The sequence below is a fragment of the Microbacterium helvum genome (genome assembly GCF_014779795.1).
Lineage (GTDB): Bacteria > Actinomycetota > Actinomycetes > Actinomycetales > Microbacteriaceae > Microbacterium > Microbacterium helvum.
Genome location: NZ_JACXZS010000008.1, coordinates 84050 through 100960, shown reverse-complemented (window position 1 = coordinate 100960; position 16911 = coordinate 84050). Strand labels below are relative to the sequence as shown.

Genomic DNA, 16911 nt, shown 5'->3' with positions numbered 1-16911 from the left:
CTCTCGGCGCGCGAGTGGTCGTCCTGCGTGACGACAGCGACTGGATGCCGCCGCTACTCTTTCTCCGTGCGCTTGGGAGTTCTCGACATCGGCTCGAACACCGTCCACCTGCTCGTCGCCGATGTGCGCCCGGGCGGGCGACCGCTCGCCACCACGAGTCAGCGCACGGTGCTGCGGCTCATGCGGTATCTCGCACCCGACGGCTCGATCACCGACGAGGGCGTCTCGGCGCTCGTCGCCGCGGTGACCGAGGCGCGCGAGATCGCGGCGTCGGAGCGCGTCGACGAACTGCTCGCGACCGCCACGAGCGCCGTGCGCGAGGCCACGAACGGCCCGCAGGTCATCGCGCTCATCGAAGAGGCGCTCGGCCAGCCGCTGCAGGTGCTCGGGGGCGAGACCGAGGCGCGCTACACCTTCCTCGCGGTACGCCGCTGGTTCGGCTGGGCTGCGGGACAGATCCTGCTGTTCGACATCGGCGGCGGATCGCTCGAACTCGCGGCCGGTGCCGACGAACTGCCGGAGGCGGCGGCATCCGTCCCGCTCGGAGCCGGCCGCATGACGATCCAGTTCCTCCCCGACGACCCGCCCGGCGAGGAGGCCGTCGACCGTCTGCGCCAGCACGCGCGCGCGACGCTCGCGCCGGTCGCCGAGTCGTTCGGTTCGCTCGCGCGGCCCGACCATGTCGTCGGCTCGTCGAAGGCGATCCGGTCGCTCGCGAAGCTCGTCGGCTACCCGGTCCCCGGCTGGTCGGGGATCGAGCGGATGCTGCTCCCCCGCGCCGCGCTCGGGTCGTGGATCCCGCGCCTCGCGCGCATCCCGGCCTCCGCGCGGCAGGAGCTGCCCGGCATCACACCGGATCGGACGTTCCAGATCGTCGCCGGCGCCGTCGTGCTGCACGAGGCGATGCGCGCGCTGGACGTCGACGAGCTCGAGGTGTCGCCGTGGGCGCTGCGCGAGGGCGTGCTGCTGCGCTACATCGAATCGCTCAGCTGGAGCGCGCCCGGGGCGTGACCGCGTCCGAGCGGTCGACTCCTCGCCTCAGTCGACGGGTTCGGTGAACGTCGTGTACACGCCGTAGACCGCGAGAGCGGCGATGTCCCATTCCTCGGGCTCGTCCCGACCCACCGATACGAGTCGTGGCGTGTCGATCTGCACCGGGTCGATGCGGCGGTGGTCGGACACGCCGTCGATCGTGGCCATGACCGCCACGGCCAGGTCGCGCGCGTCCAGTCCCGGCCGCATCCGCAGCCCGACGGCGTCGTTCAGCACGCGGTACATCGCCGCCATCCGTTCGAGATACCGATCCTCGATCTCGACCAGCAGCGCGCGGATCTCGTCGCCGCCCGGCACGCTGTCGCCGCTGGAGAGCGCCGCGGACATGGTGCGGTACGCCCGGTAGGCGACGGAGTCAGCCACGGCGACGATGTTGTGGGCGACGGCCAGCCGCACCGCGCGTCGCAGCACGAGTTCGCGCGCCTCGGGTCGCCCCATGGCTTCGCCGCCCTCGGCGATCGCCCCGTGGATCAGCTCCAGCGTGGGGCCGTCGAAGCCGGTGTCGAACCCCGGGTCGGCCTCGAAGAGCGCCCGGACGAGGTCGGCGACGAAGGCGACTCGATCGGGCCAGATGCGGAACACCGTCGAGCGCGGAACTCCCACCGCCCGGATCAGGTCTTCCATCCCGATGTTGGCGTAGTCGAGCAGCAGCCCCTCGGCCTGGACGCGTTCGACGGCGGCATCGAGCATGCGTGCGCGGGTCTCGCCTGCCGGACGCCGCGATCGTGAGCTGGGAGCAGGCATGCATCGATTATCGCCTGACGAGCACGGCGACCGGGGGTGCGGGCTCACCGCCACGGAGCCGGTCGCGGTGCCGGGTCCCCAGGGCCCCGGCACCGACCTGACCCGTCGCGGCATGGGGCCGCTGAGATCGCGCGCGGATTCCCACGATCCGCGCCGACCCAGCTTATGGACTGGAAGTCTCATGTCTCAAGCCGGGCCGGTCCGGCCGGGGCGCGTCCGCGAGCCCCGGCCTGCCGGGGTCAGGCGATCGCCGCGCGGGCGGCATCCACTCGCACGAGCCGGCCGCCCTGCCAGGCGACGGGCATCGGATCCGTGATGCCGCCGACGAACCCGCCGTCCTCACCCGCGTTGCGGAAGGCGAACAGCAGCCACTGGCCGTCGTCACGGCGGCGCAGCAGACGCCCGACATAGAGGCTGTCGTCGGTGAGCGGGTAGGCGGCGTCCACGTCGTACGGTCCGAGCAGGCTCTCGGCGGGAAGGACCCACGTGCCGCCCCGGCTCTCACGTCGCGATGGCATCGCGTGCGCGCCGAGGCACGAGAAGATCACCACGGGCCGGCCGTCGACGACCTCGGCCTGCAGCACCCCCTCGAGGAACCGGGCACACGAAAGGCAGGCCCCGCCGAAGCCGGCGAGACCTGCCCTTCTCGACCTCTGGTCAGCCGGCGCTGCCGAACACCCGCAGCTCGGCGACGCCCAGGATCTGGCCGTTGGCGATGCGGATGTACCGATAGCCGGTGCCCGCAACCACGCCCCAGCGCTGCCACTCCAGCGTCTTCGCAGGGACTGCCGGCGTCAGGCGGGTCCAGCCCTGGAGGTCGTTCGAGCCCTCCAGGCGCATGTCGGCGATGCGCGAGATGCCGTACCCGTCCTGGCGGACCAGAATTTCAGCACCGGTGAGCGTCACCTGCGCGCCCGCGCCGAAGTCCCACACGTTGCCGTACGTGCCGGCGTTCAGGCGCGTGTCGGAGTGGGTCGCGGCATCGCCGTCGAACATCCTCGCCGCGTTCTGCGTCCACGCGGTGTCGACGACCCCATCGGGGCGCAGCACCTTCGCCGCACGGAACGCGTCGTCGAGCAGTCCGACATCCGTCGACAGGAACAGCTTCGAGCCGTCCGTCGTCGCTGCGACGGGGTCGGCGGTGCGCCCGTCCGGTGTGGTGAACGCGACCGTGAACGTGACCGCCGCGCCCGCCTGCGCCGAGTCCGGCACGACCGCCGAGGCCACCCACTCCCCGGCCGCCGGCGACGACACCTGAACCGGAGCGCCCAGCACCGTCACGGCCACGCCGGTGTTCCCCGCAGGACCGGTGAGGTGCAGCTCGACGTGGTCGCCGGCCACGACGCGACCGGCCACGCCGTCGGGCGACGACACCGTGACGGTGTCCATCGCGCCGGTCGCCTCGCTGCGCACGCCGTCGATGCGGATGTCGGCGATGCTCCAGATGCCCGGATACGCAGGGTCCGACGGCACGCCGGGCTCATCGACCTGGAACTTCAGGAACCGGAAGCGCTGGTTGCGGACGCCTTCGCGCACCGGGATCCATTCGACGGCGGCATCCTGCCCCGCATTCGGGTGCTCGGTCAGCAGCGTCCACGTCGCGCCGTCGTCAGAGCCGTAGACGTTCGTGCCCTCGGCGCGGTTCGGGAAGGTGTCGCGCGCCTGGAACCCGAAAGCGTTCGAGGTCACCCGGAAGCCGGGACCGAAGTCGAACACGATGCCCGTGACGCGCTGGTCGCCCCACGACGTCTGGTTGTCGCCGTCGGCGAGCGCCCGAAGCTGCGACGAGGTGAGCGCCGGTGCGGTCACGATACCGGTGTAGTCGAGCGTGCCGTCGGCGAGCTTCGGGTTGAGCAGTCGCAGGCCGGCGATCGCGTCGCCCAGCTGCGCAAGCACCTCGGCGAACTCGGCGGTGCTCGCCGTCTTGCGCAGCTGCTTCGCCCTCGCCTGCAGCGCCTCGACGGCGGCCCATGAGGCCGTCGTGAAGAGCTCACTGCCACCGTCGATGCGATCCATCAGCTTGCCGATCGCCGATGCCCGGTTGGGCGCGACGGTGATCGTGGCGGGCAGCGAGGTCACCGTCGTGCCGTCGGAGGCGACGGCGAGCAGACCGGCGCTGCCGCTGCGCGGCGGCGTCCACGTGACGGTGTCGCCCGACAGCACGGCCCCCTCCGGCGCGTTCTGCAGAGCCAGCTGCGGCTGCCCGCCACCACTGTCGGTCGTCGCGAAGGTGCGGGTCCACTCCTCGCCGGCGACAGCCATGACGTCGACCGAGGGGGCGTCGGCGAACACCGGCGGGGTGAGCACGCCGTTCGCCTGCGCCAGGACGCCCGCGACGTCGACGTCGGCGTCCGAGCCGGTCGCCCTCAGGAACACGATGTTGTCTCCCACCGCACCCGGTGTCTTGTCGACGTTCAGGTCGAGCCACACGTAGCGCCACTGTCCGCCCGTGTCGGGCACCACGATCTCGGCGAACGGAGACTCCTGCGACGTGCGCGCGAGCTGCAGCCGCGCCATGCCGTCGCTGCGCACCTTGACGCCCACGAGCGCCGTCTTCGTGCGATCGGGCCAGATGGCGCGGCGCACGGCGAGCTGCGCATCGGCGGCGGCCGCGTCGAGGCGGACGAATGCGGTGCCATCGGCATCCGTCCCCGCCTGTGCCCCGGCACCGAGGGACTTGCCGAAGGTGCCGACCGACAGCTGCGCAGACGGTGCCGTCGGCGCGACCGATCCCTCGACGTCGGCGAGCTGCTCGGGGAAAGCCACCCAGTACTCGGCACCGGTGTAGTCCGATCCGCGGTCGTTCCAGAAGTTCTGGATGCCCGTGCCGTAGTAATAGAGCGGCCCGTCACGGTGCTGGTACAGCTCGGCGACGTGCGGGGCCTCAGCCTCGACATCGACGCCGGCGACGTAGCGGTACTGCAGGTACGCCTCGCTGAGCGGGTCCTGCAGCCGGCCGCGGTAGGCCTGCGAGATCGCACCGCCCTCGTTGGCGGGGATGTACGGCACTTCCTCGCCCATCATGAACGCGTAGAACGTGTCGGCGCCGGCGAGGATACGGTCGTCGAGGAAGCGGTACGGCGACACCGCGTCGGTCGCCGTCGAGACGGTGCCGGCCACGGGATCGACCTTGGTGCCCTGATTGTCGACGAGGCGAGCGAGCGCGACGAGCAGGTCGACATCGCCCTGGCCGTGCGCCTGGTCGCGCAGCATCTCCATGTGCTGCACGAACGGCTGCCCGGTGGTGTTGCCGGGGGCGTCGGCGGGGATCAGACGGAACAGCGATTCGAGCGCGCCGTTCACGTTCCCGCCGTAGAGGTCGTGCTCGCTCTGGTAGCCGGAGTTGACCGTGAACCACTCCACGTACTTCGCGTAGAGGTCGGCATCGTCGAGGAAGATCGCGGCGGCCACCATGCCGATGACGCCGTAGAGGTGCTGGTTCCACAGCCGGTTCTGCGAGTACAGGAAGGTGCTGAGCACCGGACGCACGAGATTCTCCTCGATGCGCTGCTGGTCTTCGGCGGTCCAGCGCAGGTCGTACCCGTCGAGCGAGGCGTTCGCGGGCTCCGTGCCCCGCACCACTTCCGCCGCGATGAGCATGTAGTACAGCGGCACGCCGGTGTGGATGTGCGCATCGGCGAAGTAGGCGTACTTCGCGGGATCGAGACTGCTCCAGGTGCGCAGGATGTGGAGCGTGTTGGCGCGGTACTGCTCATCTCCGGTGACGACGTACTCCAGCGCCTGCGCCATCGCGCCGAGGCTGTCGCGCAGGGCGCTGGAGCGCATGCCCGCGCTCGCATATGCGTCGTTCTTCGGGATGTCGGTGCCCGGCTGCGCGTTCTCGGCCCAGAAGGTGCGGGAGGCGTACTTCGTCTGGCTCATCGCGTCGTAGTAACTCGCCCACGGGTCGACCCCCGCGAGCACCTGCGTGCGCATGTTCTCCAGGTGGTCCGCGGTGAAGCCGATCCCCGGGTGGGCGAAGCCGGCATCGCTGAGCGTCCGGACGATGGCGGGAGGGGATGCCTCGGCCAACGGCTCTTCGGCGGCCGCCGGCTGCAGGGCGGTGACGACGCCGGCCACCGTCAGGGCCGCCGCGGTGACGGCCCCGATCAGGCGTCGCGCCCGGCTTCGCTGATGCTCGATCCTCATCGATCTCTCTTCCTGTCGCCGCGGTCGGCACCGACCGCGGATGTGGTCCTGCTTCGGATGGATAACGTTTGCCGCTTAACCATGACGTCCATGACGCCTGACGTCAAGGGGCGATCTCAGCCGGCGTCGGCGAGGAACCGCACCTCGGCTCGATCGAGGTCGACGCACCAGCCCCGACCGTCCAGGTCATCGGCGCGCACGCCGAAGAAGAGCCCCGTGAACCGCAGGCGCGCGCCGTGGTCGTCCGAGAGCGTCCAGGCCGGATGCACGCCGGGGAGCGGCATCCACTCCTGCGCGTTCGCGGGCGACCACGCGCACCTCAGGTCGGGGCCGTCGAGCGACAGCCGCAGGTGCAGCGGCACGTCGGGCACCGCGAACGGTGCCGACCTCGTCGTCACCGTGCCGTCGCGGCGCACGACCCGCAGGTGCCGGCCGTTCTCGTCGTCGTAGGTGACGTGCAGCCAGATCCACCCCGAGCGGTCGTACCAGGCGATCGGACCTGCCGCCTCGCGCGGCGTGCGCGGTGCAGCATCCATCACGACCTCGAACGATGCCCGGTGCTCCTCGACCCGTGTGAGGATCATCGACTGATCGAACACCGACGCCGGCGAGTGCCCGCCGCGCAGGCGCAGCCATCCGGGCCTTGCGGTGAAGTCCGCAACGGCGCTCGGCACGGCGGCGCGCAGGGTCGACCACCGCCGCGTGTCGAGGCCGGCGCCGTCGAACTCGTCGATCCAGCCACGCGTGCCGGGCGCCGCATGCGGTCCCTCGGCACGTGGGATCGCCACCTCCACGCTCGCGTGATGCCCGCCCTCGGCGAGCCTCAGCCACCCGTCGTCGTCGAACACGACCCGCTGCAGGCACGTCTCACGCCCGAGCGTGCTGTACCTCTCGCCGAGGTGCAGCGTCGGGCGGGCGGCCAGGTGCACCAGCATCCACTCCCCCTCGGGGGTCTGGACGAGCTCGCCGTGCCCCGCCTTCTGCAGCGGATGCCCGGGCGCGTCGCGCGTCGTCAGCACGGCCTCGCGTGCATCGCGCTCGTACGGCCCGAGCAGGCTGCGCGAACGGGCGACCGTGATGCCGTGGTTCCAGCCGGTGCCGCCGGCGGCGATCAGCAGGTGGTACCAGTTGCCGACGCGGTACAGGTTCGGCCCCTCGACGAGGCCGTCCTCGCGGTAGATCCGGATGGCGTCGCCGGACGTGCGGCGCTCGTCGGGCAGGTACTGCTCGACCACGAGACCCGAGAACGACGGATGCTCGGGGCGCTGATCCCACTGCACGCCGAGGATCCAGTGCGTCCCGTCAGGATCATGGAAGAACGAGAAGTCGAACCCTCGTGACCCGAGGTGCACCGGCTCGGTCCATGGCCCGGCGATGTCGTCGGCCGTGACGAGGTAGTTGTCGATGTCTTTGTCGTCGCCGTCCATCGTGCGCACGATCGAGTACGCCAGCCAGAACCTGCCGTCGGCGTGGGTGAGGCTCGGCGCCCACACCCCGCCCGAGTCCGGGATGCCGCGCAGGTCGAACCCGTCGTCGAGGGCGTGGCCGATCGTCGTCCAGTGCACGAGGTCGCGCGAGTGGTGCAGGCGCACCGCGGGGTGGAACTCGAACGTGCTGGTGGCGATGTAGTAGTCGTCGCCGACGCGCAGGATCGACGGATCGGGGTTGAAGCCGCGCAGGATCGGGTTGTGGATCACAGACATGGGTTCTCCGGTGACGTCACGGCGCTGGATGCGCGAACGGCGCGCCGACGAGGAAGCGCTCGACCTCTGCCAGCGCGGTCTCGCCGAGTCTGCGCAGCTCGTTGCCCATCGAGCCGGCGAGGTGGGGCGTGAGGAACACATTCGGCAGCTCGTAGAGCGGGTGCCCCGCGGGCAGCGGGTCGGGCTCGGTCACGTCGAGGACGGCGCGGAGCCGCCCGGTGCGCAGCTCGGCGACCAGCGCTTCCTGATCGATGAGCGCCCCACGGGCGGTGTTGATGACCGTTGCTCCGTCCGGCAGCGCGGCGAGCACCTCTGCCGAGACCATGCCGATCGTCGACGGCATCTCAGGCGCGTGGATGGAGAGCAGGTCGCTGCCGGCGGCGAGCACCGCGAGGTCGTCGATGAGCTCGGCGCCGAGCGCGGCCGCGTCGGGGGGCGATGCATAAGGGTCGAACAGCAGCACGCGCACCTCGCTGCTCTGCAGCTTCCGCATCACGAGCCGGCCGATCGTCGACGCGCCGACAATCCCGACGGTGGTGAGGTACAGCCCGGTGTCGGGCAGCTCGGCCTCGCGGTCGATGAAGCGCTGTTCGGCGGTGTAGGTCCGCGACGCCCAGAACGCGTCCTTCGCGGCGAGCGTGATCATCGCGAGGGTGAACTCGGCGACGGGGATCGCGTTGGCGGCACGCGCGGACGAGATCGGGATGCCGCGGCTCGAGGCCGGGCCGTCCATGGCGCCGTTCCCACCGCTCCAGTGCACGATGGCGCGCAGCGCCGTGAAGGAGTCGAGCTCGTCGGGGTCGACCTTCGCACCCCAGCCGACGATCAGCAGCTCTACCCCGGACGGCTCGGGGATGCCGGCGAGCGCGGTGGCGGCATCCTCGAGGTCGATCTCGAGCAGGTCCCCGAGCCGCGCCCGCGCCGCGGGAGCGAAGACGAACGGCACGAGTGCCGGGTCCATCAGCAGGGCGGCCCTCATGCGCCGAGTTCCTCGATGCTCCAGGCGTCGCGCCACTCGAGCACGACGCGGCCGTCCTCGATGCGCAGCGGCAGCCATACGGCGGGCGACTCCGACAGGTCCTCCGGGTCCCAGCGGTCGCCGATGTACACGTACCCGTTGCCGACGGGGGCGACGACGCTCACCTGCGACTCGAACGTGTGCGTGCCGACGGGGGCGATCGGGCGCCAGTGGTCCCACGGGCCGTCGAGCGCCGGTGCGCTCGTGTACATGTTGTCGTTCATGCCCCAGCCGGTGAGGTCCGAGCCGAACAGGTAGTAGCTGCCGTCGTGGTTCACCAGGGTGGGCGACTCGTAGCCGATCGCCGGGTTCGCCTGCTGCCGCAGCGTCGCCACGACCGTATCGACGCCGAGGTGGTCCTCGCGCAGCCGATAGATGTGCAGGCCGTTCTCTCGGTCCTCCGACAGCAGGTAGCCGACGCCGTCCTCCTGAAAGACGCCGATGTCACGGCTGAGGTTGCCGAGCGGCCGCTCGCTGCGCACGTACTCGTACGGTCCTTCGGGGCGGTCGGCGATCGCGAAGCCGACCCGGGCGTAGGCGTAGTCGGCGCGCTCGACGTGCAGCAGCATGACCCAGCGGCCGTCGGGGCGCTGCAGCACCTTGGGGCGTTCGATCACCCGATCCGCCCCAAGGTCGCCGTCCCCCGCGACAAGCGCGTCGCCCTCGTACGTCCAGGTCGCCAGGTCTCGGGACGAGTAGCACGCGACGGCGGTGAAGGTCCCGCCGGCCGCCTTGTCCTCGCCCCACGCGAGCCATCGGTCGCCGACGCGCTGCAGGCCGACGCCGTGCAGCTGCGCCGTGCGACCCCGATCGTCGACGAACACCCGCCCGGGCCTGATCGTGCCGCGCTCAGCCACGGTTCACCCGCAGCACGCGTGCGCCGAGGCCGGCAGGCGTTGAGACGTCGAGACCCGCCGGACCAGGGGCGAGACCCCACGAGGCCGCACGGGACGGGAACAGCACCTCGGCCGCCGACACCCCGGGGATCGTGAACCGGGCAGGTGCGGCATCCCGATCCCATACGAACAGCAGGTCGCCGTCCTCGGTGTGCAGGCCGAGGCAGACGGTCCCGGCATCCCACTCGGGCAGTCCGAGCGGCCAGAACGGCGTGGCCTCCCGCAGCCCGTCGCGCAGCTGCTTGTGCAGCGCCACGGCCTCTGCCACGCGCGCCCGCTGGTCGGGACGCAGCTCGTCGAGGAACCCCGACAGGTACAGGCGCCCGCTCAGCCCCGTGACGAGTGTGAACACGGTCTCTTCGTCGGTCATCCCGCGCTCGGGGTAGGCCCAGTTGCCGCACTGCTCGGGAAGGATGGACGCCGGCGCGGAGGCCGCGATCGGGGGATACAGCCGGTAGTCCTGCTGGTCGCTCGTGGACTGCAGGTGCGTCACCGCGAGCAGGGCGTAGTCCGCCCGCATCGCCCCCGAGCTGCAGTTCTCGACGCGCAGCGAAGGATGCCGCTGCTGCACGCGCACGAGCCAATCGCGGAACGCCCGCGTGTGCGCGAGCAGCCCGTCGCCCGCCGCCGTCGCGAGGTGGTCGGTGCCGGCGCCGGGGTTGATGTTGTAGTCCAGCTTCAGGTAGCGGATGCCGTACTCCTCGACCAGGTGGTCGACGGTCGCGTCGAGGTGCGCGCGGGCTGCGGGATGCCGGAAGTCGAGGTGATAGCGGCGGTCCTCCTGCACCCGCCGCCCGAAGCGCTGGAAGAACGCCTCGTCGGGCAGGCTCGCGGCGGCGGGGCTGTCCACGCCGACGACCTCCGGCTCCAGCCACAGCCCCGGCGCCATGCCGGCGTCGAGGATCGCGTCGATCACGCGGCGCAGCCCGCCGTCCGGGAACCGCGCGGGCGCTTCGCGCCACTCCCCGACCGTCGACCACCAGTCGCCGATCGCAGGATCCGCGAACCAGCCGGCGTCGATGCAGAACACCTCGACGCCCGCCTCGGCGGCGCGCCGCACCAGCGGGAGCAGCTTCTCGGTCGTCGGCTGACCCATCAGGGTGTTCATGAAGTCGTTGTACACCACCGGCAGCTTCTGCTCGCCGGCCGTTCCGCGCAACCAGCGCCGGTAGCGCGTCAGCTCGGCGATCGACTCGTCCCGCGAGTGCGGGGATGCCGCCAGCGCGACCGGTACGGCCGTGAATGTCTCTCCGGGCAGCAGCTCATGCGCGAACTGATGCTCGAGATCGGTCGGTCCGAGCAGCGCCAGCACGGCGCCATCGCGCGTCTGACACAGGTCGGCGTGCCACCCCGCGCTGGTCTCGATCTGCCATGCCAGTGCCTCGCCGTCCTCGCGGATGAGATAACCGGCCGGCACGTGCTCGCCGCTCGACCACGCGCCGTGGCTCGTCAGGCCCGCGTGGCCACGGGCGTCCTGCGCGTGGAAGGGCAGCGCGATGTCGGGCAGCAGACTGCGCAGCGGCACCTCGCTCCAGCGGTCCTCGGCGAGCCACTCGCTCGCCGCCGTGCCCCACCGCGTGCGGTCGAGGTCGTCGGCGGTGTGACCGATGCCGATCGTGGCGGACGAGACCGCGGTCACCACGAACGGCTCGCGACCGGCATTGCGCACCTCGTTCTCGATGCGGATCGCGGCGGTCCCGCGCGGGGCGGTGAGTGTGGTGCGCACCTCGATCCCACTCGTCGCATCGGCCTGCACGACGACGGCGCGCGTCCCGTCGTCCTCGGTCGTCACCGTCGAACCCTGCACGCGCAGCCGCTCGCCGACGGCCGACCGCCAGTACGCCTGGCTGGTACGCGCCCGCTGCTCGTCGGCGGTAAAGACCTCGACGAGGCCGATCGCGGCGCGTCCCGCGAAAGCCGAGGCGGGCACGACCAGGGCTGCCGGGGCATCGGCGTGCCAGCGCAGCTCGAACGCGCCGACACGGGCGCGCGCCGTGGCCGGCGGCTGCTCGCGCTGCTCGGTCGGTCCGACGATGACGGCGGAGGGATGGGGGGCGGCTTCGGTCACGGAGTCTGTCTCGTCTCGTCGGTCAGCGGAAGACGCAGCGCGTCGTTGCAGATATGGATGCCGGCGCCGATGAGCGCCGGAAGGAACAGGGCGAGGGTCGGCCCGAGAACGGGGATCGCCGTCGCGGCGAGGCCGAGGCCGAGCAGCAGCAGCCAGCTCAACGCCACGTGCGGACGCCGCGCGATCGCCTTCGCGGCCGCGGTCACCGTCTCGACCGCCCCGCGCGGGCCGTGCGCGGTCGCGACGACGCACACGCCGACGAGCAGCGCCACGGCGAGCGCGGCACCGGCCGCGACCAGCAGCACGACGACGTCCGAGCCGCCGAACAGCGCCAGGTCGTACCCCAGCAGGACTGCCGCGCCGACCAGGGAGACGCCCGTCCACCACAGGTGGCGGCATCCCTCCGCGAACGCGCTCCAGAACACGCGACCCGCGGCGGCGTCGCCGCGCTCGACGAGCAGCACCCGGGTGCTGCGCAGCAGCGCGAACGTCGCCGGAGCGATCGGCAGCAGCGACGCCGAGCCGAGCCAGACCGCGAGATGGGTCGCCTGCCACCCGACCAGTGCGGTGAACGCGAGCAGCGGCACGAGGCACGCGAGATACGACACCGACACCGTGAAGTACCGGAACACGGCGAGCACGGTCCCGGCGAGCGGCCCGTCCAGGGCGAGCAGTGCCCGTGCCCGGGCGGCGAGCGCGCTCATCCCTTCACCGCCCCGACCGACATGCCCTTGATGAAGTAGCGCTGGAACGCGGCGAAGATCGCCACCGACGGGATGATCGCGAGGATCGCGCCGGTGTAGATGAGCTGCCACTGCGATGTGAGCAGGCCCACCATGCGGTTGATCGCGACGTTGATGGTTCCCGCGGACGAGGAGTCGAGGAACACCAGCGGGATGAAGAAGTCGTTCCACAGCCCGAGCGCCTGGATGATGACGAAGGCCGACGTCACCGGCAGCAGCATCGGGAACACGATCGACCAGAACGTGCGCAGTCGCCCGGCGCCATCGATGGCTGCCGCCTCCTCGACGTCGATCGGCACGCTCTTGAGGAAGCTGCAGTACAGCAGGATGCCGAAGCTGGCCGCTCCGCCGAGGTGCACGAGGATGACACTGGTCAGCGTGCTGTACAGCCCGACCTCGTTGAAGCCCTTGACGAGCGGGATCATGCGCACCTGGAACGGGATCATGAGGCCCGCGATGAACAGGATGTACATGAACCGCGACGTGCGTCCGCCGACGCGCTCGATGCCGTACGCCGCCATCGGCACGATCGCCACGAGCAGCACGACGGTCGCCACCGTGATGATCAGCGTGTTGACGAGCGCCTCGCCGTAGTCGGTCTGCTGGAACAGCTGCACGTAGTTGTCGAGGGTGAACTGCGTGGGCAGCCCCATCGGGTCCTTCGTGATCTCGGCGTACGAGCGGAACGAGTTCAGCAGCGCGTAGATCACGGGGCTGGCGACGATCAGCACCAGCACGGCGAGCACGACCATGACCAGGACCTGGCCGAGGGTGAGCTTCTTGCGGGGGGATGCCGCCTTCCGGCGTCCGCGCGGCGACGCCGGCCGCGGCGCGACGAGCAGTTCGGTCTCGGTGCTCATGCCTGGATCTCCCTCTTGCGCATGTAGGCGTTCGCCGCGACGGTGCTGACGATCACCACGAGGAACAGCACGATGGCGGCCGCGCTGCCGAAGCCGGCGCGGTACTCGCCGAAGCCGACCTTGTAGATGAAGAACGCCATGGTCTCGCTGACGAACCCGGGGCCGCCCGAGGTGAGCACCATGACCTGGTCGAAGATGGTCCAGCCGGCGATCATCGCCAGCGTCATGTTGACCGTGACCGCGCCGGCGAGCATCGGCCACGTGACGTGCCGGAACACCTGACGGCTGTTCGCGCCGTCGATGCGGGCCGCCTCGATGAGCTCCTGCGGCACGGACTGCAGGTTGGCGAGGTAGATGAGCGTCGTGTTGCCGCCGAGCGTGAAGCACGTGATGAACAGGATGACGCCGACGACGATCGAGCTGTCGCCCAGCCAGTCCCGGGCCCAGTCCGGGAATCCGACATCGCGCAGGAACGTGTTCACCGCGCCGAAGTTGTAGTTGAGGAGGTACTTCCACACCGTCGCGAGGATGAAGGCGCTCACGAGCGACGGCAGGTACACCGCGGTGCGGAACAGGCCCTGCCAGCGGCCGACCTTGTCGAGCATGAGAGCGACGCCGAGCGAGATGGCGTTGATGATCACCGCGGACCCGAGACCCAGGATGAGGGTGTTCTTCACCGCGTTCCAGAAGCGACCGCTCGTGAGGATCTCTTCGTAGTTGCGCACGCCCACGTAGTCGTAGCCGGGGCTGATGCCGTCCCAGTTCGTGAAGCTCAGCTGCAGCGACTGGAGCGACGGCACGATCACCATGAGCAGGTAGATCACCAGCGCCGGCGCGATGAAGCCGAGCATCACCCAGCGCGCCGAGCGGAACCGGCGCGTACGGCGATTGTGGGACTCCGGCCCTGAGGGCACGAACGCGACGTCGTCGGGCACGCCCTCCGGCGCGCCGTCGAGCGGACCCCCGCCCGTGAGCCGGACGGCGGCGCCGACCACCTGGGTCTGCCCCTGCAGGGCACTCTGATCTGTCATGGAGACCTCCTCGCCTCCGCTCCGCGGTGCCCGGATCAGCGTCCGGGCACCGCGTCACGCATGTCAGCCTGCGGCGACCGTCTTGTCGAACTCGGCCTGCACCTTGGCGATGGTGTCGTCGATCGACGACTGGCCGTCCTGCATCTCGATGCGCGCCTGGCGGAAGAAGGTGTTGAAGGCGCTGAAGGTCGAGAGATCCGAGACGTTCTCGTACCACTGCAGGTTCGGGTTCTCCAGCAGCGCGAAGTAGTCCTTCGAGCCGGGGATCGAGGTGTTGCGCTCGATCTCGTCCGAGGCGACGATGTTGGGCGCGAGCCACCCCTCGGACTCCATCAGGTTCGCGGTGTCGACTTGGTAGAAGTACTCGAGGAACTCGGTCGCCGACGCGTACTCGTCCTCGTCCTCGGCGGCTTGCGCCGAGATCGCGAGACCGCCGGCGGTGTCGCCGTTGACGGCGTTCTTCAGCACGTTGATCGTGCCGTCCTCGGCGGGAATGATGAACAGGCCCGCGTTGAAGTCCGGGTCGACCTTGTTGATGTCGTTGAGACGCCCGATGCCGGCCGACGAGGTCGCCATGACGGCCATGTCGTTCACGAGCAGGGTCGTCGTCTGCGCGTCGGCGGTGGACTGCCAGCCCTCGAGCACGTAGTCGTTCGTGATGTCGAGCAGTTCCTGGAGCGGTTCGCGCAGATCCTCGATGCTGGCATCGCCGTTCTGGGCGGCGGTCCAGAATCCGCCCTCGTCGCCGTACTGCGCGAAGTAGGGCGCGGCCAGCGGCTTCCACAGCTGGTCGCTCGGCCAGACCTCGGCGGCGGCGGTCGCCAGCGGGGCGTCGCCGTTCGCCTTGATGTCGGCGAGCAGATCGAGGAAGTCGTCGTACGTCTCGGGAACCTCGAGGTCGTTGTCCTTGAAGTAGTCCTTGTTGTAGACGATGTTCAGGCCGATCTCGCCGTTCAGCGCGCTGTACGGGACGGTGTAGACGTTGCCGTCCTCGGCGGTGCCGAAGGCCTCGGGCTGGATGAGCTCGGTCACCGAGTCGGGGATCGGCGCCAACTTGCCGGCGTTCACGTAGGTGAGGGTGTCGCGCATGTCGACGACGGCGGGCCAGTTGCCCGTGGCATCCATCGTCTTCAGGGCCGTCGCGTAGTCGCTGCCGGCAGGAAGCGGGTCGAGCTGCACGGTCGTCGTGTCGCTCTGCTCGTTGAAGGCCTTGACCACGGCGTCGACCACCGAGTTCCAGGTGTCGTCGCCGGTGGCGTACAGGAAGCGGATCGTCGTCTTCTCTTTCGCGGCCGAGTCGCCGTCGGAGCCCGAAGGGCTGCCGCTGCAGCCGGTGAGCGCCAGTGCCGCGACAGCGATTCCCGCTGCCCCGACGACCCAGGGCGAGCGGCGGCCCAGACGGGCGCGCACCCCTGCCCGCGTCGTTGCGTCGTGCATGTGATCTCCCTTGATTCGTGCCGGATCGTTTCCGTCTCGGAGAGAGTACCCCAAAGTGGACAACGTTTGCCACTCATTTCTGTAAAGCGCTTTCCATCTCTGCGCGCAAGGCGGAGGACGAGTGGATGCCGCCTACACGCGTGCGAGCGGGGCGCCGTGCAGGATCGGCGTCGCGGTGAGCGCGATGGTCGCCTCGAGGTCGTCGCCGTCGTCCAGCGCGAGCTCCAGCGCCGCGCCACCGAACCGCTCCAGCGGGACCTCGACGGTGCTGAAGCCGGGCAGCACGTCGCCGAGCATCGGCACGTGGTCGAACCCCGTGACCTCGATGTCATCCGGCGTCGAGACCCCGAGCTCGCGAAGGCGGGCGATCACGCCCACGGCCATCGCATCGCTCATCGCGGCGATGACGTCGAACTCCCCCAGCCGGTCCCGCAGCTGCTCGACGGCGCGGTATCCGCCGTCGCGCGAGAAGTCGGTGTGCACCACGTCCTGTTCGTCCACCGTGATGCCGCGCGCCGCGAGCCCCTCGACGAACCCGCCGACGCGCTCCAGCGCGGTCACCTCGCCCGATGGCCCCGAGACGATCGCGAAACGCCGCTTGCCGGCATCCGCCAGCCCTTCGGCCAGCAGCCTCGCGGCATGACGGTTGTCGACCGTCACGGTCGGGAACCCGAGGTCGTTGTCGCCGATCACGACGATCCGCGCGCCGTGGTCGCGCAGCACGACGAGCTGTTCCTTGACCGCGGCTTCGCGCGCCGCGTCCGTCGTGCGGCTCGTGGCCATCACGACGGCGAGGTGGCGTTCGCCGCGCAGCTGGGTGAGCAGCTCGAGCTCGCGCAGCGAGTCGTCGCGCGTCGTGCGAACCGCGACCGAGACCCCGCGCTCTTCGGCGGCGTGCATGACGCCCGAGATCATCGTGGCGGAACCGAAGTCGTCGATGTCGCCGACGATGAAGGCGACGGTGTTCGCGCGGCCGCCCTTGATGGTCTGCGCGGCCGGACTCACCGAGTACCCCAGCGTGCGCGCGGCCTCTTCGACGCGGCTGCGCAGCTCGGGCGACCCGCTCTGCTTGCCGCGCACCCCGCCGTTGAGTGCTCGGGATGCCGCCGGCACCGACACCCCCGCCAGGCGCGCGACGTCCGCGAGGGTGGCGGGCTTTGCACTCTTCGACATTCGTCTCCCCCGGCCGTGCGCGTTCAGATAACGCTA

General features: G+C 70.5%; 13 protein-coding genes. 1 reads left to right on the top strand and 12 read right to left on the bottom strand.

What is annotated here, in order from left to right:
- Window positions 1-66 precede the first annotated feature (66 nt).
- The gene (locus tag IF188_RS13000) at window positions 67-1011 is read left to right on the top strand and encodes a Ppx/GppA phosphatase family protein (protein WP_191172226.1); all 945 of its coding nucleotides are present in this window, start codon (window positions 67-69) and stop codon (window positions 1009-1011) included.
- Window positions 1012-1038: 27 nt separating this feature from the next.
- Here the strand turns inward: IF188_RS13000 and IF188_RS12995 are convergent, their stop codons facing one another.
- The 12 genes from IF188_RS12995 to IF188_RS12940 form a co-directional block, all read right to left on the bottom strand.
- The gene (locus tag IF188_RS12995) at window positions 1039-1797 is read right to left on the bottom strand and encodes a TetR/AcrR family transcriptional regulator (protein WP_224751842.1); all 759 of its coding nucleotides are present in this window, start codon (window positions 1795-1797) and stop codon (window positions 1039-1041) included.
- 239 nt (window positions 1798-2036) lie between these two features.
- Window positions 2037-2381 carry a glycoside hydrolase family protein gene (locus IF188_RS12990; protein WP_191172225.1) on the bottom strand — a complete coding sequence of 115 codons (345 nt, stop codon included), beginning with the start codon at window positions 2379-2381 and terminating at the stop codon, window positions 2037-2039.
- Window positions 2382-2454: 73 nt separating this feature from the next.
- Window positions 2455-5946 (bottom strand): alginate lyase family protein, encoded by a 3492-nt coding sequence (locus tag IF188_RS12985; RefSeq protein ID WP_191172224.1) that lies wholly within the window; start codon window positions 5944-5946, stop codon window positions 2455-2457.
- A 116-nt stretch (window positions 5947-6062) separates the two neighbouring features.
- Entirely contained in the window at window positions 6063-7649 is a 1587-nt protein-coding gene (locus IF188_RS12980) for a glycoside hydrolase family 43 protein (protein ID WP_191172223.1), read from the bottom strand.
- A gap of 16 nt (window positions 7650-7665) precedes the next feature.
- The gene (locus IF188_RS12975) at window positions 7666-8628 is read right to left on the bottom strand and encodes a hydroxyacid dehydrogenase (protein WP_191172222.1); all 963 of its coding nucleotides are present in this window, start codon (window positions 8626-8628) and stop codon (window positions 7666-7668) included.
- Window positions 8625-9524 carry a family 43 glycosylhydrolase gene (locus tag IF188_RS12970; RefSeq protein ID WP_318152874.1) on the bottom strand — a complete coding sequence of 300 codons (900 nt, stop codon included), beginning with the start codon at window positions 9522-9524 and terminating at the stop codon, window positions 8625-8627. The genes IF188_RS12975 and IF188_RS12970 overlap by 4 nt, the downstream gene beginning before the upstream one ends.
- On the bottom strand, window positions 9517-11631 hold the full coding sequence (locus IF188_RS20585; RefSeq protein WP_318152873.1) for a glycoside hydrolase family 36 protein: 2115 nt from the start codon (window positions 11629-11631) through the stop codon (window positions 9517-9519). The genes IF188_RS12970 and IF188_RS20585 overlap by 8 nt, the downstream gene beginning before the upstream one ends.
- Complete coding sequence (locus IF188_RS12960; RefSeq protein WP_191172221.1) at window positions 11628-12335, bottom strand: hypothetical protein; 708 nt, start codon at window positions 12333-12335, stop codon at window positions 11628-11630. Before IF188_RS12960 ends, IF188_RS20585 begins: the two co-directional genes overlap by 4 nt.
- Complete coding sequence (locus IF188_RS12955; RefSeq protein ID WP_191172220.1) at window positions 12332-13234, bottom strand: carbohydrate ABC transporter permease; 903 nt, start codon at window positions 13232-13234, stop codon at window positions 12332-12334. The genes IF188_RS12960 and IF188_RS12955 overlap by 4 nt, the downstream gene beginning before the upstream one ends.
- Window positions 13231-14265, bottom strand: coding sequence for a carbohydrate ABC transporter permease (locus IF188_RS12950; protein ID WP_191172219.1), 1035 nt, complete (start codon window positions 14263-14265; stop codon window positions 13231-13233). Before IF188_RS12950 ends, IF188_RS12955 begins: the two co-directional genes overlap by 4 nt.
- Before the next feature lie 63 nt (window positions 14266-14328).
- On the bottom strand, window positions 14329-15702 hold the full coding sequence (locus IF188_RS12945) for an ABC transporter substrate-binding protein (RefSeq protein ID WP_224751841.1): 1374 nt from the start codon (window positions 15700-15702) through the stop codon (window positions 14329-14331).
- A 132-nt stretch (window positions 15703-15834) separates the two neighbouring features.
- On the bottom strand, window positions 15835-16875 hold the full coding sequence (locus tag IF188_RS12940) for a LacI family DNA-binding transcriptional regulator (RefSeq protein WP_191172218.1): 1041 nt from the start codon (window positions 16873-16875) through the stop codon (window positions 15835-15837).
- Between the last annotated feature and the right edge of the window lie 36 nt (window positions 16876-16911).